This window comes from Amycolatopsis sp. AA4 (assembly GCF_002796545.1).
In the GTDB taxonomy this organism is placed as follows: Bacteria; Actinomycetota; Actinomycetes; order Mycobacteriales; family Pseudonocardiaceae; genus Amycolatopsis.
Window position 1 is genome coordinate 3905219 of the sequence record NZ_CP024894.1, and the last position, 22339, is coordinate 3927557.

Annotated in this window: 21 protein-coding genes; 16 read left to right on the forward strand and 5 right to left on the reverse strand. The window is 72.2% G+C overall.

Annotated features, from left to right (window positions below; translation table 11 throughout):
• Positions 1-41 precede the first annotated feature (41 nt).
• The 3 genes from CU254_RS18230 to prcA all read left to right on the forward strand — a co-directional run bounded on the left by CU254_RS18230 (position 42) and on the right by prcA (position 2097).
• Entirely contained in the window at positions 42-236 is a 195-nt protein-coding gene (locus tag CU254_RS18230; protein WP_009078164.1) for a ubiquitin-like protein Pup, read from the forward strand.
• 138 nt (positions 237-374) lie between these two features.
• The gene (prcB, locus tag CU254_RS18235) at positions 375-1238 is read left to right on the forward strand and encodes a proteasome subunit beta (RefSeq protein ID WP_009078166.1); all 864 of its coding nucleotides are present in this window, start codon (positions 375-377) and stop codon (positions 1236-1238) included.
• Between the two features lie 61 nt (positions 1239-1299).
• Positions 1300-2097 carry a proteasome subunit alpha gene (prcA, locus tag CU254_RS18240; RefSeq protein ID WP_037714071.1) on the forward strand — a complete coding sequence of 266 codons (798 nt, stop codon included), beginning with the start codon at positions 1300-1302 and terminating at the stop codon, positions 2095-2097.
• 271 nt (positions 2098-2368) lie between these two features.
• Here prcA and CU254_RS18245 read toward each other — a convergent pair whose 3' ends face one another.
• From CU254_RS18245 to CU254_RS18260, 4 genes are all read right to left on the reverse strand, one after another.
• Positions 2369-3574 (reverse strand): RNA polymerase sigma factor, encoded by a 1206-nt coding sequence (locus CU254_RS18245; protein ID WP_234392839.1) that lies wholly within the window; start codon positions 3572-3574, stop codon positions 2369-2371.
• Between the two features lie 22 nt (positions 3575-3596).
• A complete protein-coding gene (locus CU254_RS18250; protein WP_009078172.1) occupies positions 3597-3947 on the reverse strand; it encodes a YciI family protein in 351 nt (116 codons plus the stop codon).
• 122 nt (positions 3948-4069) lie between these two features.
• Positions 4070-5305 carry an esterase family protein gene (locus tag CU254_RS18255; RefSeq protein ID WP_037717442.1) on the reverse strand — a complete coding sequence of 412 codons (1236 nt, stop codon included), beginning with the start codon at positions 5303-5305 and terminating at the stop codon, positions 4070-4072.
• A gap of 287 nt (positions 5306-5592) precedes the next feature.
• Entirely contained in the window at positions 5593-7032 is a 1440-nt protein-coding gene (locus tag CU254_RS18260; RefSeq protein WP_369871180.1) for a bifunctional phosphatase PAP2/diacylglycerol kinase family protein, read from the reverse strand.
• A gap of 204 nt (positions 7033-7236) precedes the next feature.
• Between CU254_RS18260 and pafA the strand changes: the two genes are divergently transcribed.
• The 13 genes from pafA (at position 7237) to CU254_RS18325 (ending at position 21115) form a co-directional block, all read left to right on the forward strand.
• Complete coding sequence (pafA, locus tag CU254_RS18265) at positions 7237-8595, forward strand: Pup--protein ligase (RefSeq protein ID WP_009078177.1); 1359 nt, start codon at positions 7237-7239, stop codon at positions 8593-8595.
• A gap of 224 nt (positions 8596-8819) precedes the next feature.
• Complete coding sequence (locus tag CU254_RS18270; RefSeq protein ID WP_037717443.1) at positions 8820-9848, forward strand: oxidoreductase; 1029 nt, start codon at positions 8820-8822, stop codon at positions 9846-9848.
• A 155-nt stretch (positions 9849-10003) separates the two neighbouring features.
• Entirely contained in the window at positions 10004-10996 is a 993-nt protein-coding gene (locus CU254_RS18275) for a YafY family protein (protein ID WP_009078182.1), read from the forward strand.
• Complete coding sequence (locus CU254_RS18280) at positions 10993-11973, forward strand: YafY family protein (RefSeq protein ID WP_009078184.1); 981 nt, start codon at positions 10993-10995, stop codon at positions 11971-11973. The genes CU254_RS18275 and CU254_RS18280 overlap by 4 nt, the downstream gene beginning before the upstream one ends.
• 10 nt (positions 11974-11983) lie before the next feature.
• Entirely contained in the window at positions 11984-12196 is a 213-nt protein-coding gene (locus tag CU254_RS18285; RefSeq protein ID WP_037717445.1) for a bacteriophage holin, read from the forward strand.
• 47 nt (positions 12197-12243) lie between these two features.
• Positions 12244-12552, forward strand: a complete 309-nt coding sequence (tatA, locus tag CU254_RS18290; RefSeq protein WP_100266824.1) for a Sec-independent protein translocase subunit TatA — start codon at positions 12244-12246, stop codon at positions 12550-12552.
• Between the two features lie 88 nt (positions 12553-12640).
• Positions 12641-13618 carry a twin-arginine translocase subunit TatC gene (tatC, locus tag CU254_RS18295; protein WP_009078191.1) on the forward strand — a complete coding sequence of 326 codons (978 nt, stop codon included), beginning with the start codon at positions 12641-12643 and terminating at the stop codon, positions 13616-13618.
• 2 nt (positions 13619-13620) lie between these two features.
• Positions 13621-14511, forward strand: a complete 891-nt coding sequence (locus CU254_RS18300) for a diacylglycerol kinase family protein (protein WP_009078193.1) — start codon at positions 13621-13623, stop codon at positions 14509-14511.
• Between the two features lie 51 nt (positions 14512-14562).
• A complete protein-coding gene (locus tag CU254_RS18305; protein ID WP_009078194.1) occupies positions 14563-17328 on the forward strand; it encodes an RNA helicase in 2766 nt (921 codons plus the stop codon).
• 127 nt (positions 17329-17455) lie between these two features.
• The gene (locus tag CU254_RS18310; protein ID WP_037714074.1) at positions 17456-18163 is read left to right on the forward strand and encodes a DUF4333 domain-containing protein; all 708 of its coding nucleotides are present in this window, start codon (positions 17456-17458) and stop codon (positions 18161-18163) included.
• A gap of 51 nt (positions 18164-18214) precedes the next feature.
• Entirely contained in the window at positions 18215-19417 is a 1203-nt protein-coding gene (locus tag CU254_RS18315; RefSeq protein ID WP_009078197.1) for a GNAT family N-acetyltransferase, read from the forward strand.
• A gap of 37 nt (positions 19418-19454) precedes the next feature.
• Positions 19455-19841 carry a DUF4333 domain-containing protein gene (locus CU254_RS18320; protein ID WP_009078198.1) on the forward strand — a complete coding sequence of 129 codons (387 nt, stop codon included), beginning with the start codon at positions 19455-19457 and terminating at the stop codon, positions 19839-19841.
• A 56-nt stretch (positions 19842-19897) separates the two neighbouring features.
• Entirely contained in the window at positions 19898-21115 is a 1218-nt protein-coding gene (locus tag CU254_RS18325) for a GNAT family N-acetyltransferase (protein ID WP_009078201.1), read from the forward strand.
• A 47-nt stretch (positions 21116-21162) separates the two neighbouring features.
• Here the strand turns inward: CU254_RS18325 and CU254_RS18330 are convergent, their stop codons facing one another.
• A complete protein-coding gene (locus CU254_RS18330) occupies positions 21163-22107 on the reverse strand; it encodes a 5'-3' exonuclease (RefSeq protein ID WP_037717446.1) in 945 nt (314 codons plus the stop codon).
• Positions 22108-22339: the final 232 nt, after the last annotated feature.

Below are 22339 nucleotides of genomic sequence, written 5' to 3' on the forward strand. Positions count from 1 at the left end.
GCTGGGTAGGCTAGGGAACATCGGCCAGACCGGGAGGCGAGATGGCGCAGGAGAAGATCGAGAAGCACGGCGGCGGCGATTCCCACGAGGAGTTCGACGACGCCGGCGGGGCGGGCCAGGAGCGGCGGGAGAAGCTCGGCGAGGACGTGGACACGATCCTCGACGAGATCGACGACGTGCTGGAAGAGAACGCCGAGGACTTCGTCCGCGCTTACGTGCAGAAGGGCGGCGAGTAGCCGTCCGCCCGTCGCGGCCGCCCCGGGTGCGGGGCGGTGCGGCGGGCGCGCTGGGCCGGAGGTTTCGCGCGGCGGTGCCGGGGGCAGGTGGTTCCCGGCGTCGCCGGGCACGGGAAGAGATGGGAACCGAGAGCACGTATGGACAACACCTCCTCTGGGGCGGGTTTTTCCGGGCCCGGACTGCCGTCGGCCTACTTTTCGCCGACGACGTCGTCGTTCGCGGATTTCGTGCGCGCGACCGCGCCGGAGCTGCTGCCCGCGCGGCGGGTGCCGGCGGGCGCGGCTGAGCTGGACGCGCCGCACGGCACGACGATCGTGGCGGTCGCGTTCGCCGGCGGGGTGCTGATCGCCGGCGACCGGCGGGCGACGTCGGGGAACCTGATCGCGAGCCGGGACATCGAGAAGGTGCACGTCACGGACGAGTACTCGGCGGTGGGCATCGCGGGGACCGCGGGGCTGGCCGTGGAGATGGTCCGGCTGTACGCGGTGGAGCTGGCGCACTACGAGAAGATCGAGGGCGTTTCGCTTTCGCTGGACGGCAAGACGAACAAGCTGGCCGGGATGGTGAAGGCGAACCTGGAGATGGCGATGGCGGGGCTGGCGGTCGTGCCGCTGTTCGTCGGGTACGACCTGGAGGCCGAGGACGCGAAGCACGCGGGTCGGATCGTGTCGTACGACGCGGCGGGCGGGCGGTACGAGGAGCACGCCGGGTACGCGAGCGTCGGTTCGGGTTCGCTGTTCGCGAAGTCGTCGCTGAAGAAGCTGTACGACCCGGACGCGGACGCGGACGCGGCGGTGCGGACGGCGCTGGAGGCGCTGTACGACGCGGCGGACGACGACACCGCGAGCGGCGGGCCGGACCTGGTGCGGCGGATTTTCCCGAACGTCATCACCATCACCGCGGAGGACGGCGCGGTGGTGCTGCCCGCGGAGCGGACGGGTGCGGTGGCCGAGGCGGTGGTGGCCGGGCGCGCGGAGCGCAATCACCACCGGCCGGTGTGAGGCCGCCGATGTCCGCTGAATCAATGACTGCCGAGTTTTCGGAGAACGTGGAGCCGACACCGTGACGATGCCGTTGTATGCCTCTCCCGAGCAGTTGATGCGGGAGCGTTCCGAGCTGGCGCGCAAGGGGATCGCGCGGGGCCGGAGCGTCGTGGTGCTGAAGTACGCGGGCGGGGTGCTGTTCGTGGCGGAGAATCCGTCGGCGACGTTGCACAAGGTGTCCGAGATCTATGACCGGATCGGGTTCGCCGCGGTGGGCCGGTATTCGGAGTTCGAGAACCTGCGGGTGGCGGGGATCCGGCACGCGGACCTGAAGGGCTACCAGTACGACCGCCGGGACGTGAGCGCGCGGGCGCTGGCGAACGCGTACGCGGCGACGCTGGGCAGCATTTTCACCGAGCAGCTGAAGCCGTTCGAGGTCGAGGTGTGCGTGGCCGAGGTCGGCGCGACCGCGGCGGAGGACCAGCTGTACCGGTTGACGTTCGACGGGTCGATTTTCGACGAGTCGCCGTTCGTGGTGATGGGCGGGCAGACCGAGCCGATCAGCGCGAAGCTGAAGGACGTCGTGGATCCCGACCACGATCTGGCGACGGCGCTGGCGACGGCGATCGAGGGGTTGCGGGCGACCGCGACGTCGTCGAACGGGAACGGGTCGGCGGCCGAGGCGGAGATCAAGCTCGAGGTCGCGGTCCTGGACCGGGCGAAGCCGAGGCGGGCGTTCCGGCGGTTGTCGGGGGCGGCGCTGGAGGCGTTGCTGCCGGCGAAGGAGGAGCCCGCCGAGAAGCCGGACGAGTCCGGCGAGGGCGACGGCAAGGACTCGGATTCCGGCAAGGGCGAGGGTTCTGCCGAGAAGGAATGACGCAACGGGCTGCGGGCCGTCGGGAAACCGGCGGCCCGCAGTCTTTTTCCGGATAGCGGCGGGGTGGCGTCGGCGATTCTCGACTGGCGCGATTCGGATGAGCACCGGGGCGGGTGGGGCCGTTGGCTTGCGGTGCTGCACGGCGATCGACTGGGACGGCCATCGCCTGCGAGACCGGCAGAGCGTGCGATTCTCCGCGACGACCTCTTCCGCCAGCACGGGCAAACCCTGTCGGGATCGTCGATCCGGTGCGCAGCCGGTGGGCACCGCGTCAGAGCGAGTCCAGCCGCTGACGCAAATGCGCGCGTTCCGGCTCGGTTCCCGCGCTGGCCAACGCTTCCTGGTACGCCGCCGCTGCTTCGTCGTCGCGGCCGAGCCGGTGCAGCAGGTCTCCGCGGGCCGCGGCGTACGGGTGGTAGCCCTGCAGCCGCGGCTCGTCGGCCAAGCTGTCCAAGAGTTTCAGCCCGGCTTCGGGTCCGTCGCGCATCGCCACCGCGGCCGCGCGGTTGAGCGCGACCACCGGGGTCGGCGTGAGCGTCAGCAGGATGTCGTACAGCGCAACGATCTGCGGCCAGTCGGTGCGCATGACGTCCGGTGCTTCGGCGTGGAGCGCGGCGATCGCCGACTGCACCCCGTACGGCCCGGGCGGCCCGCCGGTCAACGCGACCGGCACCAGTTCGCGGCCTTCGTCGATGAGCGCCGCGTCCCAGGAGGTCCGGTCCTGGTCTTCGAGCAGGACGAACTCGCCGTCCGGTCCGGTGCGGGCCCGGCGGCGGGCGTGCACGAGCAGCAGAAGCGCCAGCAGGCCGGTGACTTCGCGTTCGTCCGGGAGCAGGCGGTGCAGGATCCGGGCCAGCCGGATGGCTTCCTCGGCGAGGTCCGGACGCTGGATGTCCGGGCCGGAGCTGGCCGCGTAGCCCTCGGTGAACAGCGAGTACAGCACGGCCAGCACGCCGGGCAGCCGGTCGCGCAGTTCGTCGCCGGACGGGACGCGGAACGGGATGCGGTGGTCGCGGATCCGGTTCTTGGCCCGCACGATCCGCTTCGCCATCGTCGCGGTCGGCACGAGGAACGCCCGCGCCACCTCCGGCGTGGTGAGACCGGCCAGGCAGCGCAGCGTGAGCGCGAGCCGGTCCTCGGCGGCCAGCGCGGGATGGGCGCAGGTGAAGAACAGCTGGAGTCGGTCGTCGGGCAGGTCGCCGTCGGCGCCGGGCAGCGGGGGAGGGTCGGTGCGGTCGGATTCCGCTTGCAGGACAGCGAGTTTCGCCGCGTACGCCTGGTCCCGGCGGAGCCGGTCAACGGCCTTGCGGCGCGCGGTCGTCATCAGCCACGCACCGGGTTTCGGCGGGACGCCGTCGATCGGCCAGCGCACCAGCGCCGCCTCGACCGCTTCGGCAGCGACCTCCTCCGCCAGGTCGAGATCGCCGAACCGGCGGACGAGCGCGCCGAGCAGGCGGCCGTGCTCCTCGCGGAACACGGCCGCCACGGAAGCTCGGGCGTCAGGCACTGAAGTCGGCGATCGGGCGGACCACGATCGAACCGTCGCGGGCGCCCGGGCAGCGGGCCGCCCAGTCGAGCGCCGCGTCGAGGTCCGGCACGTCCAGCACGTAGAACCCGCCGAGCAGCTCGCGGGTCTCGGCGAACGGGCCGTCGGTCGTGATCGAACGCTCGCCGTCCGGGCCGACCTGGACCTTGGTCGCGGTCACGAGATCGGCGAGCGATTCCCCGCTGATGTACACCCCCGCGTCGCGGACTTCCTTGTCGTAGGCCATCCAGTCCGCGGGCTCGCAGCCGGCGGCCCCGCCCTGCTCGGTGGCCGCGGAAGCGTGGATCAGCAGCAGGTACTTCATGGTCGGGCTCCTTCGTCGGTCAGCGCGGCCGGAGTGCCGCACTGACCTCACCACGAACGGCGCCCGCCCGGATGGACAGGGCCCGGAAGATATTTTTCCGGGCGAATCCGCCGGCGGTCCGCTCAGGAGGACGCGGGAGCGGTGCGGAAGTTCTGGTCGGCGAAGGCGAGCATGTACGGCAGCGTCGCGCGGGCGGTGTGCCAGGTGTGGTTGAACCCGCGTTCGGCGTGCACCACGACCTCCTGGCCGCGCCGCTGCAGCGAACCGGCGATGCGGTGCGCGGTCGCGACGTCAGTCGGTGCGCCGGTCCCGACGGTGAGCATCACGGCGATCTTCTGCGGGAACGGCATCGTCGGGATGTAGCGGCGCGGGGTGTTCGCCGCGATCGCCGCCTGGTTGCCGCCGAGGACGCCGACCGAGTCGTTCAGATCGTCGTACGGCAGCGAAATCAGCAGGGTGCCGAACTCGTCGAGGTGGTGCAGCCCGATGTTGAGCGCGCCGAAGCCGCCGCCGGACATGCCGCCGAGCGCGCGGTGCCCGCGGTCGGCGAACGTGCGGAAGTGCTTGTCGACCGACGGCACGATGCTGCTGGCGAGGTACGTCTCCAGCTGCGGCCCGCCCGGGACGTTCAGGCATTCCCAGTCGGTGCTCGGCCGGTTGGCGGTGAGGTCGACGCTCACGATGATCATCGGCTGGATGACGTGCGCGTCTTCGAGGCTCTTCAGCGTCTGCGGCGCGGAGCCGGAGGTGAGCCAGTCGCGCGGCCCGCCGTAGGGGTAGCCGTGGATGAGGTAGACGACCGGGTAGCGCTTGGCCGCATTCGCCGGATCGTGGTAGCCGGTCGGGAGGATCACGTAGTTCTCGCCGTTCGACACGCCGTGCGCCGGGTCGGGCACGTTCAGCACCTCGATGCCGCCGTTGTCGCCGGCCGGGGTCGCGGGACGGCCGGCGGACGGGGAGCCGCCGCTGGTCCCGCCGGTGGAGCTGTCCGGGGAGCTGGGGTCGGCGCTGTCGGCCGGGTCGTCGCTGCCGCTGCGCAGCAGGGTCCCCGCCACGTTCATCACGCCGCCGCCGCGCTGCAGCAGCCTGCCGAGGTCGCTGGGCGTGCGGACGTAGCCGACGTAGCTGTTCACGGCGGTGACCGCGGCGATCAGGAAGAGCGCGATCGAACCGCTGATGCCCCAGCGGCGCGCGCGGCGGCGGTGCGCGAGCGCGATGGTGACGGCGAGAACGGCCGCGGCGGCGCCGGCGAAGGCGAGCCACAGCAACGGGGACTCGAGCGGTCCGATGTCCCTGGCCTGGGAGGTGACCGACGGGGGCAGGACCGGGTCGACCGCCCGCGGGAGCAGCGGGGTCATCCGCGGCCTGCCGGAGACGGGCAGCTGCGACCGCGGGAGGAAAAACGCACTGAGAAAACCCCTGCCGTGAACTGGCGCGGACAGGGCAGTCCGCGCCTCGAAGATCACGCTAGGGAGGGTTCGCTGTGGATTCGTTGAGAAAAGGTAAAGGAACGGTCAAGAGCTGCCGTTGCGGCGGCGAGCTGACGGTAAGCGCGCAGGTCAGGACCGGAAAGGCCGGGTGCCGAGTGGCGAAGAACTCGGTGCCCGGCCGCGCGCTCTCCGAGGGACCTTAGGGCACCAGGCGGTCAGGAGTCACTGTCCGGGTTCCGGTAGACGGTCAGCGCGCTCGGCCGCGACCGGAACCGGAACTCCCGCCCGAGCGGCCCGACCTCGCCGTCGGTGGCCACCCGGCGGTTCCCGTCGAGCAGCCGCACGTGCAGTTCCGGCAGGTCCCGCTGGCGGTAGACGTGGCTCGCGTGCAGGCTGTTGGTCAGGCTCGCGAGCACGAACCGGGTCCGCGACCAGCGCACGTCGGCCCGCACGTACCGGACGTCGAGGAGGCCGGTGTCGAGCGCCGGGCGCCGCGACGGCGCGAAGCCCTTCGGCGCGTACGTGCCGTTGCCGACGAAGATCAGCCACACCTGGGTCGGCTTCCCGTCGAGCTGCACCCGAAGCGGTTTCGCCCGCCGCATGACACGCACCAGCGCGATCGCCGCGGACGGCCACTTCGGGAACCGGGACTGCAGTTTTTCGCGCAGCCGCACCATTTCCGGGTAGCCGCCGAGGCTGGCGGTGTTGACGAACCAGCGGTGCGCGGGCTCGCCGGACCCGTCGATCTCGACCTCGGCCAGGTCGATGCCGACCGCGTGCCCGCCCTCGGTCGCCTCGTCCGCGTCCGGCATCGAACGGACCCCGATGTCGCGGGCGAAGTGGTTGAGCGTCCCGGCCGGGATGAGGGCCAGCGGCAGCCCGCGTTCGGCGGCGACCGACGCCACCGCCGCGACCGTGCCGTCCCCGCCCGCCACGCCGAGCGCGCGGACCGAACCGTGCGCTTCGATCTCGTCGGCGAGCTGCTCCCGCAGGTCCCGCGACGGGTCCGGGTAGATCAGCGACGCCTTCGGCCAGGCGTAGCGGACGTCCTCGGTCGGGTCCTGGCCGTTGACGCCCGAATGCGGGTTCACCAGCGCCAGCATGTCCTCGCCGTCGCGCATCTCCGGCGCTTCCGCCGCGTGCGCGGTGCGGGCGCGCACGTCCGGGTGCAGCGGCCACCAGTGCCGGGTCAGCACCGCGATCCCGGTCCCGATCGCCAGCCCGGCGGCGACGTCGCTCGGCCAGTGCACGCCGGTGTGGACCCGCGAGTACGCGACCGCCCCGGCGAGCGGGACGACGACCAGCCCGGCGCGCGGCGATTCCATCGCGACCGCCGTGGCGAACGCGGCGGCCGAGGCCGAATGCCCGGACGGGAACGACGACGACGTCGGCCGTTTGCGCAGCTGACGGTGCGCGGGAACCTCTTCCTCGGCCGGACGGCGGCGCGGGAACAGCGGCTTCGCGACCAGGTTCGCCGCGGCGCTCGCCCCCGCGACGGCGGCGATCCCGCGCAGCGCGCCGCGGCGCGCCGGGCCCTTCCGGACCGCCAGCACGGCCGCCACGCCCCACCAGAGCCGCGATTTGTTAGCACTCCGGGACAACGCGGTAACCACGTCGTCGGCCCGGGTCCGCGGGATCGCCGCACTGCGCCGCATCAGGGCCCGGTCTCCCTGCCCTACCTGCCGGAACGCCCGGCCGACCTGCTGGAACACTCTCGTCCACCTCCGCTGGCCGCGCCGGATCGCCACCGGTCCCGGCGACCGGTTTCCGCCGCAATGTCACCACTTGCAACGTACCGACCGCGTGTCGCCGCCCGAACGGCGCACCTTCCGCGGGGGTCCAGCGCCTACTCTGGTGGGATGCAGCGGCGGATCTTTGGCATCGAGACCGAGTTCGGGGTCACGTGCACCTTTCACGGCCAGCGCAGGCTCTCGCCCGACGAGGTCGCGCGCTACCTCTTCCGGCGGGTCGTCTCGTGGGGACGCTCGTCCAACGTGTTCCTGTCCAACGGCTCCAGGCTCTACCTCGACGTGGGCTCGCACCCGGAGTACGCGACGGCCGAATGCGACGACCTGACCCAGCTCGTCACGCACGACAAGGCCGGCGAGCGGATCCTCGAGGACCTCCTCGTGGACGCCGAGCGCAGGCTCGCCGACGAGGGCATCGGCGGCGACATCTTCCTGTTCAAGAACAACACCGACTCGGCGGGCAACTCCTACGGCTGCCACGAGAACTACCTGGTGACCCGGGCCGGGGAGTTCTCCCGGATCGCCGACGTGCTGCTGCCGTTCCTCGTCACCCGCCAGCTGATCTGCGGCGCGGGCAAGGTCCTGCAGACCCCGCGCGGCGCGGTGTACTGCCTCTCCCAGCGCGCCGAGCACATCTGGGAAGGCGTCTCCAGCGCCACCACCCGGTCCCGGCCGATCATCAACACCCGCGACGAACCCCACGCCGACGCCGAGCGGTACCGGCGCCTGCACGTCATCGTCGGCGACTCGAACATGGCCGAGCCCACCACGATGCTCAAGATCGGGTCGGCGAACCTCGTGCTCGAGATGATCGAGGCCGGGGTCCAGTTCCGCGACTTCACGCTCGACAACCCGATCCGCGCGATCCGCGAGATCAGCCACGACCTCACCGGACGCCGCCAGGTCCGGCTCGCCGGCGGGCGCGAGGCGTCCGCGCTGGACATCCAGCGGGAGTACCACGCCCGGGCGGTCCAGCACCTGAAGGAGAACGGGTCCACGCCCGCCAACGAGCGGGTCGTGGAGCTGTGGGGACGCGCGCTCGAGGCGGTCGAGGAGCAGGACTTCAGCAAGATCGACACCGAGATCGACTGGGCGATCAAGCACCGCCTGGTCGAACGGTACCGGGCCAAGCACGACCTGGACCTGTCCAGCCCGCGCGTGGCCCAGCTCGACCTCGCCTACCACGACATCCGCCGCGGCCGGGGCATCTTCGACCTCCTGCAGCGGAAGGGCCTGGTCCGCCGCGTCACCGACGACGGCGAGATCGAGGCCGCCAAGGACACCCCGCCGCAGACCACCCGCGCGAAACTGCGCGGCGACTTCATCGCGGCGGCCCAGGCAGCCGGACGCGACTTCACGGTCGACTGGGTGCACCTGAAGCTGAACGACCAGGCACAGCGGACAGTCCTGTGCAAGGACCCGTTCCGGTCCGTGGACGAGCGAGTGGAGCGCCTGATCGGGTCGCTGTAATTTGGCGCTGTGTTTGATGGCGCCGACTCCGTCGTCGCGGCGGGATCGCCTTCAAGTCGGCGTGCGGAGGGGCGATGCACCCGGCCCTGGGGGCCGTGCACATCGCCCCTCCGCACGCCGACGCGATCCCGCGTGGGGGTTGCGTGAGCGGGAAACCGTTGTCGCGGGCGAAAAAGCAGACGAAAGTCGTCAGCTGGCTGCGGCAGGATTCCGGCATGCGTGCGATCCGGACGGTCCTGGTCATGCTGGCGGTGCTGTCGGTGTCCTTGGGCGGGGTCGCCGCGGCCTCCTCGCTGCCGTCGTGGCGGCTTCTGCCCACCGGCGCCACCGCGCAATTCCGGGGGCTGTCCGCCGTCAGCGAGCGGGTCGCGTGGGTCAGCGGCACCCAGGGCACGGTGCTGCGGACGGTCGACGGCGGCCGCACCTGGCTGCCGGTCGGGCCGCCGGGCGCCGGGAAGCTCGAGTTCCGCGACATCGAGGCCTTCGACGCCGAGCACGCCGTCGTGCTGTCGATCGGACCCGGTGCGGATTCCCGGATCTACCGCACCGACGACGGCGGTAAGCACTGGCGGCAGACGTTCAACAACCCGGATTCCGCCGCGTTCTACGACTGCCTCGCCTTCTTCGACCCGTGGCGCGGGCTCGCGATGAGCGATCCGGTCGACGGGAAGTTCCGCGTCCAGGCCACCTTCGACGGCGGCCGCAGCTGGAAGCAGCTCCCGGACGACGCGTTCCCGCCCGCCGAGCCCGGGGAAGCGGGATTCGCGGCCAGCGGCCAATGCGTCACCACCTCCGGACCGTTCGACGCCTGGCTCGCGACCGGCGGCGGTGCCCACGCCCGCGTTCTGCACTCCGGAGACGGCGGCAGGCACTGGACCGCGGCCGAGACCCCGTTGCCGAGCAGTGCGTCGGCCGGGGTTTTCGCGGTCGCGTTCCGCACGCCGTGGCAGGGCGTCGCGATCGGCGGCGACTACGCCAACCCGACCGCACCCGGACCGGCGGTCGCGGTGAGCCACGATCGCGGGCGCACCTGGCGCACGCCGCCGGAGCATCCCGCCGGGTACCGGTCCGGGCTCGCCTGGCGCGGCGGCGCCGTGCTGGCCGTCGGGCCCGGCGGGAGCGACCTGAGCCGCGACGGGGGACGGCACTGGACCTCGTTCGACACCGGCGGCTTCGACACCGTCGACTGCACCTGGACCGGGGCGTGCTGGGCCAGCGGGGCCAAGGGGCGCGTGGCGAAATTGATTCCGTAAGAGGGAACCCGTTCCGGGCAGCACGCCCGTCCGGAACGGCGGTGCGTGACCGGGCGCGCGCGGAGGGTCCCGCCGCCGCACGCGGGCTGACCAGGCGCGACGCGCGAGGGCCGGACCTGACGATCGCGCGCGGCGGGGAGAGCTAGAGTCGTCTGGTGTCCACCGCACGCGCCGAACGGCTGGTCAACCTCGTGCTGGCCCTTCTCTCCACCCGGCAGTACCTCACCGCGGAGCGGATCCGCGGGATCGTGCCCGGGTACGCCGACGCGGCCAGCGACGACGCCTTCTTCCGCACCTTCGAGCGGGACAAGACCGAACTGCGGGAACTCGGCATCCCGCTCGAAACCGGCCGCAACTCCGTCTTCGACCCCGTCGAGGGCTACCGCATCGCGCGCCGCGACTACGAACTCGGCGAGATCGACCTCGCCCCCGACGAGGCGGCCGCCGTCGGGCTCGCCGTCCGGCTCTGGGACTCGCCCGAACTGACCGGACAGGCCCAGGGCGCGCTGGTGAAACTGCGCGCGGCCGGCGTCGAGGTCGACGACCAGGCGCCGACCGTGATCGAACCGCGGGTGCGCGCGGAACCGGCGTTCGCGCCGATGCTCGCCGCCGTCCAGGCCGGACAGGCGGTCCGCTTCGAATACCGGCGCAGCGGCTCGCCGGAACGCCGCATCCGCACGCTCGAACCGTGGGGCGTCGTGTCCTGGCGCGCCCGCTGGTACGTCGTCGGGCACGACCGCGACCGCGACGCGCCCCGCTGCTTCCGGCTCTCCCGCGTCACCGGAAAGGTCGCCGCGATCGGGAAACCGGGCGCGGTCGTGCGGCCCGAGGGCGTCAACCTGATGCAGCTCGTGTCGGTGACCGGCGGCAGCGAGGACCCGTCCCCGGTCACCACCGCCCGGCTCTGGATCGCCGACGGCCGTGCCGCCGGGGTCCGCCGCCGCGGCGACGTCGTCGGCCGCGAGACCATCGCGGGCGAGGAAGGCGACGTCGTCGAGATCGGGCTGTACTTCCCGGAATCGGCCGCCGACTGGATCGCCGCGCAAGGCCCGGACGTGCTCGTGCTCGAACCCGACGTGCTGGCCAAATCCGTGCAGCACCGGCTCGAGGCCGTGCTCGCCCGCGCGGGCCAGGGGAGCGTCCGGTGAGCGCGTCCGGCGAACGCATGCCGAGACTGCTCGCGCTCGTGCCCTACCTGCTGGCCCGCCCCGGCATCCGGATCGACGAGGCCGCCCATGACTTCGACGTCACCCCGCGCCAGCTGCGCAAGGACCTCGAACTGCTGTGGATGTGCGGCCTGCCCGGCTACGGCCCCGGCGACCTCATCGACCTGTCCTTCGAAGGCGACACCATCGTCGTCACCCACGACGCCGGGATGAGCCGCCCGCTGCGCCTCACCGGCGGCGAAGCCACCGCGCTGCTGGTCGCCCTGCGCGCCCTCGCCGAAACCCCGGGCGTGGCCGACGGCGACGCGGTCCGCCGCGCCATCGCCAAGATCGAGGACGCCGCCGGACAGGCCCGTCCGGCCGGCGTCGTCGTCGGGGGAGGAGTGCGCGAAGGGGCCCGCGCCGCCCGCACCCGCGAGACCGTGGCCGGCGCGCTGCAGGACGGCCGTGCGCTGCGGATGCGCTACTACACCGCCTCCCGCGACCAGATCACCGAACGCACCGTCGACCCGATGCGGCTCGTCATCGTCCAGGGCGTCGGCTACCTCGAAGCGTGGTGCCGGCGGGTCGAAGGCGTCCGGCTCTTCCGCCTCGACCGGGTGGACGCGCTCACCGTATTGGACGAACCCGCGGCTCCGCCGGCGCACGCGCGGCCCACCGACCTGTCCGACGGCGTCTTCTCCGCCCGTCCCGATCAGCGGGTCGCCCATCTCGTGCTGGACCCCGACGCCCGCTGGGTCGCCGAGTACTACCCGTGCGAGGAACTGGACGAACTCGACGGCGGACGGCTGCGCATCGCCATGCGCTACAGCGACGAGCCCTGGATGGTCCGCCTCGTGCTCAGCCTCGGGGGCGAAGCCCAGGTCGAGAGCCCCGCCACCCTCGCGCAGGCAGTCGGTCGCCGGGCCGCCGACGCCGTGGCGCGTGCCCGTCACCTCATGTCCATCTCCGACCGATAAGGTGGTTTCCGTGCCGTACCTGCCCGTCTACGTGCTGCTCGCGGCCGGCCTGCTCGTCCTGGCCCTGCTGCTGGTACGGACCGCCGGAGTCTTGCGCCGCTTCCGCCGCACCGTGAGCATGGTCAGTGCGGACACCCACGACCGGACCGGACTGATCCGGGCCCGGTCCGCGGCACTCCGCGTGGCCGTGGCCGAACGCCGCCCGGCGACCGGCGACAAGTAACACCGAGTAACATCGGCACAGACCCCAGACAAGGAGGGCAGACGACCATGAACGCGCTGCAGCCGTGGCACATCATCGTTCTGGTGCTCGTGGTGGTTCTGCTGTTCGGAGCGAAGCGGCTCCCGGACGCGGCCCGGTCCATCGGCAAGTCCATGAAGATCTTCAAGGCCGAGACCAAGGACCTGACCGGCGAACAGAAGGCCGAAGCCGAGGCCGAGTCCGCCGACACCCGGCACATCGCCGCGCCCGCGCAGACCGCGCACGACAAGCAGGTCGCCGACCTCCAGCGCCAGCTCGACGAACTGAAGAGGCAGCAGGCGTCCTCGGCCGACCAGCCGCAGAAGAACGCGAGCTGACCCTCCGCGCGCACCACCCGGTCCCCGGTCCACGGCGGCGCGCCGGCGCGGCGCGCCCCGGCGGGCTCTGACGAGAACGGAACGACCAGTGGCGGAAGCCGCCCACGGCAACGGCAGCCGGTCCAGCAAGCGGAGCCGGCGCAGCCGTCGGAAAAACCCCGACGGCACGATGACGCTCATCGAGCACATCTACGAGTTCCGCCGCCGCCTCGGCTGGGCGGTCGTTTTCGTCGTCATCGGCGCGATCTTCGGGTTCATCTGGTTCGAGCAGCGCCTCGGCCCGGTCCCGTCGCTCGGCGACATCATGACCCACCCGTACTGCGCCATCCCGGCCTCGCAGCGCTTCGCCGGCGACCAGTCCGGCTGCCGGCTGCTGCAGACCGTGCCGTTCGAAGCGTTCATGATCCGCCTCAAGGTCGGCGTCGCGGCCGGCGCGGTGCTGCTGTCGCCGGCCTGGCTGTACCAGCTGTGGGCGTTCATCGCGCCCGGCCTCTACGCCAAGGAACGCCGGTACGCGCTGATCTTCGTCAGCTTCGCCTCCGTGCTCTTCGCCGCCGGCGCCGTGCTGGCCTACCTGCTCGTCCCGCACGCGCTCGCGCTGCTGGCCGGATTCGGCCAGGACCAGTTCGTCACCGCCCTCACCGCGGACAAGTACATCTCGTTCATCCTGTCGCTGCTGGTGATCTTCGGCGTCAGCTTCGAACTCCCGCTGCTCGTCGTGATGCTCAACCGCGTCGGCGTCCTCAAGTACCAGCAGCTCAAGAAGTGGCGCCGCGGCATCGTGTTCGCGCTGTTCGTGTTCGCCGCGTTCGCCACCCCCGGCTCGGACCCGTTCTCGATGCTCGGCCTCGCCGCCGCGCTCACCCTGCTGTTCGAGATCTCGATCCAGCTCGCCCGCTTCCACGACCGCAAGCTCGACCGCGTCCGCCACGACGAGGGCTGGGACCAGCTGGCCGACGACGAGGCCGCGCCGTTCCACTACACGCCGACCACCGCCGACGGCGAGGAACCGACCGCGCAGCAGCCGTCCTCCGGACGCGCCGGCCCGACCGACGACATCACCTGAGCATGGGCCTGAACGCAGCGCTGGCCGTGCACCCGGCCTCCGGCCGCGGCACGGCCGCCCGCCTCGCCGAAGCGGTCGCGGCGCGGCTCCGGCCCGCCGTCGACCGGCTCGACCTCCTCACCGCCACCAGCGTCGAGGAATCCCGCGCCCTCATGCGGTCCTCGCACGCCGAAGGCCTCGACGTGCTGATCGTCCTCGGCGGCGACGGCGCGGCCCACCAAGGCGTCCAGTTCTGCGCCGACCACGGCGTCGCACTCGGCCTCGTCCCCTCCGGCACCGGCAACGACTTCGCCCGCGCCCTCGGCGTCCCGGCCGACCCGCGCGCGGCCACCGACGCCCTCGCCCGAGCCCTGCAAGCCGGGCACCGGCGCACCGTCGACCTCGGCCGCGTCGGCGACACCTGGTTCGCCACCGTGCTCTGCGCGGGATTCGACGCCGCCGTCAACGCCCGCGCGAACGCGATGCGCTGGCCCGCCGGACCCCGCCGCTACGACCTCGCGATCCTCGCCGAACTCGCCGCGTTCAAACCCAGCCCGATCGTCGTGTACACCGACGAGGGCGCCATCTCCGGGGACACGAGCCTCATCGCGGTCGGCAACACCCCGTACTACGGCGGCGGCATCCCCATCTGCCCCGACGCCGCCCCGGACGACGGCCTCTTCGACGTCACCCTCATCGGCGCCCCCGGCCGCGCCCGCCTCCTGCGGATGCTGCCGCACCTGCGCACCGGCGAACACGTGCACAAGTCCAGCGTCGAAACCTTCCGCACCCGCACCCTGCGCATCGAAGCGCCCGGCTGGCCGGTCTACGCCGACGGCGAGGACCAGGGCCGGACGCCGGTCGAAGCGGTCTGCGTGCCCTCCGCGCTCACGGTCGTCGCGCCCCCGCGGTGACCGGCGGCACGCCGCGTGCGGAATGTCGGTGGCATATGAAACCCTGACGGAGTGGCCACTAGCCCTTCACCATCGCCGGCCGAGGCCTACGCTGCCTCCCGTCGCCGCGCCAAGCACCCCCAGCTGACCCGGTTTTCCGCCGAATCGGCCTTCGAATTCGACGATTTCCAGATCCGCGGCTGCGAAGCGCTCGAAGAGGGCCACGGCGTCCTGGTCTGCGCCCCCACCGGGGCGGGCAAGACCGTGGTCGGCGAGTTCGCCGTCCACCTCGCCCTCGCCGAGGGCCGCAAATGCTTCTACACCACGCCGATCAAGGCCCTGTCCAACCAGAAGTACGCCGACCTCGTCGAACGCTACGGCAACGACGCCGTCGGCCTGCTCACCGGCGACACCTCGATCAACGGCAACGCCCAGGTGGTCGTCATGACCACCGAGGTGCTCCGCAACATGCTCTACGCGGGCAGCTCCGCCATCCCCGAACTCGGCTACGTGGTCATGGACGAGGTCCACTACCTCGCCGACCGCTTCCGCGGCGCGGTCTGGGAGGAAGTGATCCTCCACCTGCCCGAACACGTCCGCGTGGTCGGCCTGTCCGCCACGGTCAGCAACGCCGAGGAATTCGGCGAATGGCTCGTCGAGGTCCGCGGCGACACCACCGTCGTCGTCGACGAGCACCGCCCGGTACCGCTGTGGCAGCACATGCTCGTCGGCAACCAGCTGCTCGACCTGTTCGCCGGCCAGAACGAAGCCGACCCGGGCGAGCAGCTGCGGATCAACCCCACGCTGCTGCGCAAAACCGACGACCTCGGCCGGTTCGCGCCCACCTTCCGCGGTCCCCGCGGCGGCCGCCGGGGAGCCCCGCCGCGCGGCCCGAGGTTCCGGCCCCCGTCGCGCGTCGACGTCGTCGAACGGCTCGACCACGCCGGGCTGCTGCCCGCGATCGTGTTCATCTTCTCCCGCGCCGGCTGCGACGCCGCGGTCGCCCAATGCGTCCGCTCCGGCCTGCGGCTCAACGGCCCCGACCAGGTCGAGGAGATCCGCCGGATCGTCGACGAGCGCACCGCCGACCTGCCCGAGGGCGACCTCGGCGTCCTCGGCTACTGGGAATGGCGCGAGGCGCTCGAACGCGGCTTCGCCGGCCACCACGCCGGCCTGCTGCCCGCGTTCAAGGAAACCGTCGAGGAACTGTTCGTCCGCGGCCTGGTCAAGGTCGTGTTCGCGACCGAAACCCTCGCCCTCGGCATCAACATGCCCGCCCGCACCGTCGTCCTCGAACGGCTCGTGAAATACAACGGCGAGGCCCACGTCGACCTCACCCCGGGCGAGTACACGCAGCTCACCGGCCGCGCCGGCCGCCGCGGCATCGACATCGAGGGCCACGCCGTCGTCGCCTGGCAGCCCGGGGTAGACCCGAAGGCCGTCGCCGGACTCGCCTCCACCCGCACGTACCCGCTGCGCTCGTCGTTCCGCCCCGGCTACAACATGGCGGTCAACCTGGTCGCCCAGGTCGGCGCCGACGCCGCCCGCGACCTGCTGGAACAGTCGTTCGCGCAGTTCCAGGCCGACCGGTCGGTCGTCGGCACCGCGCGCAGGATCGAACGCAACAAGGAAGCCCTCAAGGGCTACACCGCCGCGATCTCCGGCGACTTCGACCAGATGCTCGAGTACGTCGAACTCCGCGCCAAGATCTCCGCCCGCGAGAAAACCCTGTCGCGGCAGAACACCTCCTCCCGGCGCGCCGAAACCGCCCAGTCGCTGGAAAAACTGCGCAAGGGCGACGTCATCGCGGTCCCCGCGGGCCGCCGCGCCGGCCTCGCCGTCGTCGTCGACCCCGGCCTCGACCCGATCCGCGAACCGCGGCCGGTAGTGGTCACCGAGGACCGCTGGTCCGGACCGCTGTCCTCGGCCGACTTCCCGTCCCCGGTCGAGGCGCTCGGCCGGATCCGGCTGCCCAAGCACCTCGAACTGCGCTCGCCGAAAACCCGCCGAGACATCGCCTCGGCGCTGCGCGACTCCGGCATCTCCCTGCCCGGACGGCAGCGCCGCCGCACCGCGGCCGCCGACGACGCCGAACTCGCCTCGCTGCGCCGCGCCCTGCGCGCCCACCCGTGCCACGGCCTGGCCGAACGCGAGGCGAACCTCCGCTGGGTCGAGCGTTACCAGCGCCTCTCCGCGGAAACTGAACAGCTCGAACGGAAAGTCGCGGCCACCACGCACTCGCTGGCCCGCGCGTTCGACCGGATCCTGCGGCTGCTCGGCGAACGCGGCTACGTCCGCCCCGGCGACGGCGAGGACCGTGTCACCGAGCACGGCCGCCGCCTCACCCGCCTCTACAGCGAATCCGACCTGCTCGCCGCCGAGTGCATCCGGCACGGCGTCTGGAACGGCCTCGGCCCGGCCGAACTCGCCGCCGTCGTGTCCACGCTCGTGTTCGAGGCCCGCCGCGACACCGCGGGCGAACCCCGCCTGCCCGGCGGCGCGGTCCCCGGCGCCTGGCAGGAAACCAGCAGGCTGTGGGTCGAACTCACCGAGGACGAACGCCGCCACCGCCTCGACCGCACCCGCGAGCCCGACGCCGGGTTCGCCTGGCCGGTCTACCGCTGGGCGCGCGGCGAATCCCTGGAGAAGGTCCTCACCGCGGCCGAGACCAACGGGCAGGAGCTGTCCGCGGGCGACTTCGTCCGCTGGTGCCGCCAGGTGATCGACCTGCTCGACCAGATCCGCGACGTCCTCGGCAAGGAGGACCCGGTCGGCTCGGCGGCCGCGCAGGCGGTCCGGGCGCTGCGCCGCGGCGTGGTGGCCGCGGGCGCGGCGTGACGGTCCGGGCACACCTTCGCGGCGACTGCGCGCGGACAGGTGTGCCAGGTCCAGACCTGTGGTTGGATCGCGCACGACACCCGCGGCCCGGCCTGCGGATGCGGACACACGAAGGCGGAGGCTAACGATGAGCACGCCGTATGGCGGCAACGACCCGCGGCAGCAGCCCCAGTACGGGCAACAGCCCTACGGCCAGGACCCCCACTACGGGCAGCAGCCGGGCGGCGCGTACCCGCAGAGCGGGCCGCAGCAGCAGCCGTACCCGTCCCAGCAGTACGGCCAGCAGCCCTACGGTCAGGACCCGCAGTACGGCCAGCAGCCCGGCGGCTACCCGCAACAGCAGCAGCCGCCGCAGCAGCCCCAGTGGGGCCAGCAGCCGCCGCAGTACGGGCAGCAGCCGCCCTCCTACGGCCAGCAGCCCTACGGCGACCCGCAGCAGCAGTACGGCGGCCAGCAGCCCGGCCAGTACGACTACGGCCAGCCCGGCGGAGCCGCGCCGGAATCCTCGGGCGGGTCGAAGAAGGGCCTGTTCATCGGGATCGGCGCGCTCGTCGTGGTGGTGGCCGTCGTGGCGATCCTCGGCTTCGTCGCGCCCGGCTTCTTCAAGACCGAGGTCTTCAACAACACCCAGATGCAGACCGACGTCGCGAAGATGCTCACCGAGACCTACAAGATCCAGGGCGTCAGCGGGGTCACCTGCCCGGCCGAGCAGAAGGTGGAGGACGGCGCGAAATTCGAGTGCACCGCCACCGTCAACGGCAAACCGCAGCAGGTCCCGATCACGGTCAAGGGCAACGACGGCAACTACGAGGTCTCGCCGCCCGCGGCCAAGTGACGCCCCGCAATTCAGTGGCGGTGCGGCCGCCTGCCCGGCAATGATCGGAGCATGAGCGACCGCACCGTCCGCATCCTCCGTCCCGACGAGCAGCGCGCGGCCTGGGACTTGTTCCGCGCCGCGCTGCACGTCCAGCCCGGCACCGACGAGGAATGGGAACGCGTCTCCGCGGCCTACTCGGCCGAACGCAGCTGGGGCGTCTTCGAACCGGACCTGATCGGCACCGCCCGGTCCTTCGCCTCGGAAATGGTGGTCCCCGGCGGAGCCCGGCTCCCGCTCGCCGCGGTCACCGGGGTCGGCGTCCGCGCCGGACGCACCCGCCGCGGCGTGCTCAGCTCGCTGCAGGCCGCGCAACTGGGCGACCTCGCCGACCAAGGCGTCGCGCTGGCGCTGCTGCACGCGTCCGAGGGCTCGATCTACGGCCGCTACGGCTACGGCGTCACCACCCTCGCGAACCAGGTCGTGGTGAAGAAGCACCGGGCGCAACTGCGTCCGGACGTGCCGGCCGGGGGAGAGGTCACCGTGCTCGGCATCGACGAGGCCGCCCCGCGCTGGCCGGAACTGTACGCCGCCACCGCGACGAGCCACGTCGCCGCGATGACCCGGCCGGAGATCTACTGGCCGGGGTTCGAAGGACACCTGCGCCGCCGCGCGAAGCTGGTCCAGACCGCCGTGCACACCGGCCAGGACGGCGTCGACGGCTACGTGATCTACCACGTCGAGGAGGGTTCCGCCCACGACAACGGCAAGCTGCAGGCGGTGGAGTTCAGCTATGCCAACCCGGCCGCGTTCGCCGGACTGTGGCGGTTCCTGCTGTCGGTCGACCTGGTCGAGGAGATCGTCCTCGGCATGCGCCCGCTCGACGAACCGCACGCGCTGCTGTTCACCGATCCGCGGGCGGCGAAAACCGAGAGCACCGAGGACGAAAGCTGGCTGCGGCTGGTCGACGTGCCGGCCGCGCTCGCCGCCCGCACCTACGGCCCGGCCGAACCCGTCGTGCTCGAAGTCTCCGACCGGTCGCTGCCCGCCAACGAAGGCCGCTACCGCGTAGGACCCGACGGCGCCTCCCGCACCGACGCGGAACCCGCGCTGCGGCTCTCGGTCGACACTCTCGCGATGCTCTACTTCGGAACGTTCCGCGCGTCCGCGCTCGCCGGTACCGGCCGCATCGAGGTGCTCGACCCGGCCGCGCCCGAGTCCGCCGACGTTCTCTTCGGCACGCGCGAATCGGTGTGGTGCGGTACGTTCTTCTGACCGTTGACCAGACGTTTCGCGCAGAGGAGCGGGTTTGATGCGCGCCGTGCGGGTGCTGCTGTTGTGCGGCTTGGGAATGCTCGCCGCCGCGGGCTGCGACAGCGGCACGCCGGCGCCGCCGGTCCACACCGTCACCGTCACGCCGAACAGCCCCGCGCAACCGGGCGTCGCGTCGTCGTCGGCGCCCAGCTCCTCGTCGGCGATGCGCGTGTTCGATTCCCGGGTGATGGCTTCGGCCGTCACCCGGCTCCTCACCGACGACTACAAGATGGCGAACGTCGGCGCGGTCACCTGCCCGGACCGGCAGCCCGTCGCCGACGGCTCGCGCTTCCAGTGCACTGTGGACATCGCGGGCAAGACGAAACACGTCCCCATCACGGTGACCGGCGCGGACGGCAACTACCGCGTCGACCCGCCGCAGTGACCCCGCCGCGCTAAATCCGATAGCCGCGCGCCGGTCCGGATTGGTTCAATCGGGACATGAGCGACTACGTGGTACGCCAGATCACCGACTCCGAAAGCCGCGCGACTCTCGACCTTCTGGTGCGGTCCCTGCACGGAAACCCGCCCTCGGACGAGCGCTGGGCGAAGGTCGGCGGTTCGTGGACGGCGGACGGCCGGACCGGAGCGTTCCACGACGGCGAACCCATCGGCATCGCCAGCTCGTTCGCCACGCGACTCACCGTCCCCGGCGGCGGCTCCGTGCCGATGGCCGCGGTCGACGGCGTCGGCGTCCGCGCGGACTGGACCCGCCGCGGCGTGCTCACCGCGATGATGGACCGGCAACTGCACGACTTCGTCCGGCGCGGCCACGTCGTCGCCGCCCTGCACGCGAGCGAAGCCCTGATCTACGGCCGCTTCGGCTACGGCGTCGCCACCCGCATGGCCACCCTGCAGGTCAAGCACCCGGCCCGGCTGCGCGAAACCGTCGCCGCCCCCGGCCGCGTCCGGCTGCTCTCCACCGACGACGCGATCGCGACGATTCCCTCGCTGTACCAACGGATCGACACCCGCCGCCCCGGCCTGATCGCCCGTCCGGAACTGTGGTGGCCGATTGCGTTCAACTGGCATCTCCACCCGGACGGCGGCAACCATCGCGTGGCCGTCCACAGTGGACCGGACGGCGACGACGGCTACGCGGTCTTCCACGTCGTGCCGCAGAACAGCTACCTCGACCCGGAGCGCGGCGCCGCGCTCGAAGTCCACGACATGCACGCGGCGAGCCCGGAAGCGCTGGCCGGGCTGTGGCGGTTCCTGCTGTCGGTGGACCTGATCGAGGTCGTGAACGTGCGCGGCCGTCCGGTGGACGATCCGGTCGGCCTGCTGCTCGTCGACCCGCGCCGGGCCCAGACCGTCGGCGTCGACGACGAACTGTGGCTGCGGCTGATCGACGTTCCGGCCGCGCTCGCGGCACGCACGTACGGCTCGGCCGAACCGGTGGTGCTGGAAGTGAACGACCGCATGCTGCCGGACAACCGCGGCCGGTACCGGGTCGGCGGCGACGGCGTCGAACGCACCGAGGCCGAGGCCGACCTGCAGCTCGACGTCGACACCCTGGCGATGCTGTACCTCGGCGCCTGGGAGGCCGGTCCGCTCGCGTTGTCCGGCCGGATCACCGGCGCCAGCGCGGAAACGCTGGCGCGGGTGGACGCGTTGTTCCGGACCGGGACGCAGCCCTGGACCGGTACGCACTTCTGACCTTCGCGGGAGGGTTCCGGCGTCCGGCGGAACCCTCCCCGGACGGGTCAAGCCCCGGGCAGCGCCGCCAGCAGCCGCTCCACCGAGCGGCCGAGGTTCCACCGCTCGGCCAGCTCCGCCACCCGGTCCGGATCGGCGGGCGCGGACGGCACCGCGTCCGGCCCGGACTGCACGACCGGCGCGTCCACCGCGACCCGCACCACGGTGGGCGCGACGGCCAGGTAGTCCGCGGCGTCGGAGAGCCGCAGCCGGGTCTTCAGCGGCACCCGCGAATCCCCGGCCGAGGCCGCGGCGACGAGTTCCTCCAGCGAACCGAACTCGGTGATCAGCTTCGCCGCGGTCTTCTCGCCGATCCCGGCCACGCCGGGCAGCCCGTCCGACGGGTCGCCGCGCAACGCGGCCATGTCGGCGTACGCGGGCCCGGCGTGCTCGGCCGGAACGCCGTACTTCTCGGCGATTTCCCGCTGCCCCAGCACTTCCGCCTTCGCCCAGCCCTTCCCGACGTAGACCACCGACGTCGGCGTCGGCTCCTCGCGCACCAGCTGGAACAGGTCGCGGTCGCCGGTGATCACCTCGACCGGCGCGTCCTTCTCCCGCGTCGCGAGCGCGCCGATCACGTCGTCCGCCTCGTACCCGTCCGCCTCCGCGACGGCGAACCCGAACGCCTCCAGCACTTCCAGGATGATCGGCACCTGAGGGGTCAGCGTGTCGGGCACCTCCTCGACGTCCGCCCCGCCGTCCCCGGGCACCGCGACCCGGTGCGCCTTGTAGCTCGGCAGCAGATCGGTGCGGAACTTCGGCCGCCAGTCCGCGTCGAGACAGGCGACCAGCCGCGACGGACGACGGTCGGTCAGGATGCGCGCGATCGTGTCGGTGAACCCGCGCACGGCGTTGACCGGCGTCCCGTCGGGCGCGGTCATCGAATCGGGCAGCGCGTAGAACGAGCGGAAGTAGAGGCTCGCGGAATCGAGGAGAGCGAGTGGTCCGGTCACCCGCACAGCCTGCCACGTCCGGCCCGGATCGCCCTGAAAGCGGCGCCGGGCGCGTCAGTTCGCGGGAAGGCCAACGTCCGTGAAGGGCTCCTTGAGGGAATCAGATTCCCTCAAGGAGCCCTTCACGGACGGCGCCAGCGGCCGCCCGCACGGGGCTTCGGCGAGGTGGCCGCGGCGGCACGCCGGTTCGGGAGGACGGGCGGGCCGTGCCGGGACGCCGGTACTAGGCTCG

Excerpts from the sequence above, each read along its gene's own strand:
- CU254_RS18230 (WP_009078164.1), top strand. The coding sequence starts at position 42 with ATGGCGCAGGAGAAGATCGAGAAGCACGGCGGCGGCGATTCCCACGAG.
- prcB (WP_009078166.1), top strand. The coding sequence starts at position 375 with ATGGACAACACCTCCTCTGGGGCGGGTTTTTCCGGGCCCGGACTGCCG.
- CU254_RS18250 (WP_009078172.1), bottom strand. The coding sequence starts at position 3,947 with ATGAAGTACCTGCTGCTGATCCACGCTTCCGCGGCCACCGAGCAGGGC.
- CU254_RS18255 (WP_037717442.1), bottom strand. The coding sequence starts at position 5,305 with ATGACCCCGCTGCTCCCGCGGGCGGTCGACCCGGTCCTGCCCCCGTCG.
- CU254_RS18260 (WP_369871180.1), bottom strand. The coding sequence starts at position 7,032 with ATGCGGCGCAGTGCGGCGATCCCGCGGACCCGGGCCGACGACGTGGTT.
- pafA (WP_009078177.1), top strand. The coding sequence starts at position 7,237 with ATGCAGCGGCGGATCTTTGGCATCGAGACCGAGTTCGGGGTCACGTGC.
- tatA (WP_100266824.1), top strand. The coding sequence starts at position 12,244 with ATGAACGCGCTGCAGCCGTGGCACATCATCGTTCTGGTGCTCGTGGTG.
- CU254_RS18300 (WP_009078193.1), top strand. The coding sequence starts at position 13,621 with ATGGGCCTGAACGCAGCGCTGGCCGTGCACCCGGCCTCCGGCCGCGGC.
- CU254_RS18310 (WP_037714074.1), top strand. The coding sequence starts at position 17,456 with ATGAGCACGCCGTATGGCGGCAACGACCCGCGGCAGCAGCCCCAGTAC.
- CU254_RS18315 (WP_009078197.1), top strand. The coding sequence starts at position 18,215 with ATGAGCGACCGCACCGTCCGCATCCTCCGTCCCGACGAGCAGCGCGCG.
- CU254_RS18320 (WP_009078198.1), top strand. The coding sequence starts at position 19,455 with ATGCGCGCCGTGCGGGTGCTGCTGTTGTGCGGCTTGGGAATGCTCGCC.
- CU254_RS18325 (WP_009078201.1), top strand. The coding sequence starts at position 19,898 with ATGAGCGACTACGTGGTACGCCAGATCACCGACTCCGAAAGCCGCGCG.